Here is a 312-nt window from a genome sequence, read left to right as displayed (position 1 = left end):
GCGGCAATGCGGATAGAAGCGCTCGATCACATGATCGGCGAGCGCGCGCAGTGCGTCCGTGCGGTCATTCGAATAGAAGTGTTCGAAGTGGCCGAAGCGCACGAAGCTCGGCGCGACGCGCGTTACCACGGCGGCGGTTTCTATTTCCTCGCGCCGCACTGGCTGGTCCGAACCGATCACGCACAGCGCGCGGGTAGTCGGAATGCCCAGATGATGCATCGCCTCCGAACACAGGAACTCGCGAATCGACGAGCGCAGCACCGCGCGCCCGTCGCCCATACGGGAATAGGGCGTACGGCCCGCGCCTTTCAG

Annotated in this window: 1 protein-coding gene; it reads right to left on the bottom strand. The window is 64.7% G+C overall.

Annotated elements, in window-relative coordinates; all coding sequences use genetic code 11:
* A partial coding sequence (locus tag EN824_RS34245) for a protein adenylyltransferase SelO family protein (protein ID WP_189522288.1) occupies window positions 1-312 on the bottom strand: 312 nt, incomplete at both ends.

It is taken from the genome of Mesorhizobium sp. M8A.F.Ca.ET.181.01.1.1 (assembly GCF_004792025.1).
Lineage (GTDB): Bacteria > Pseudomonadota > Alphaproteobacteria > Rhizobiales > Rhizobiaceae > Mesorhizobium.
The sequence above is the reverse complement of the archived record's forward strand: the minus strand, read 5'-3'. Positions and strand labels throughout refer to the sequence as shown.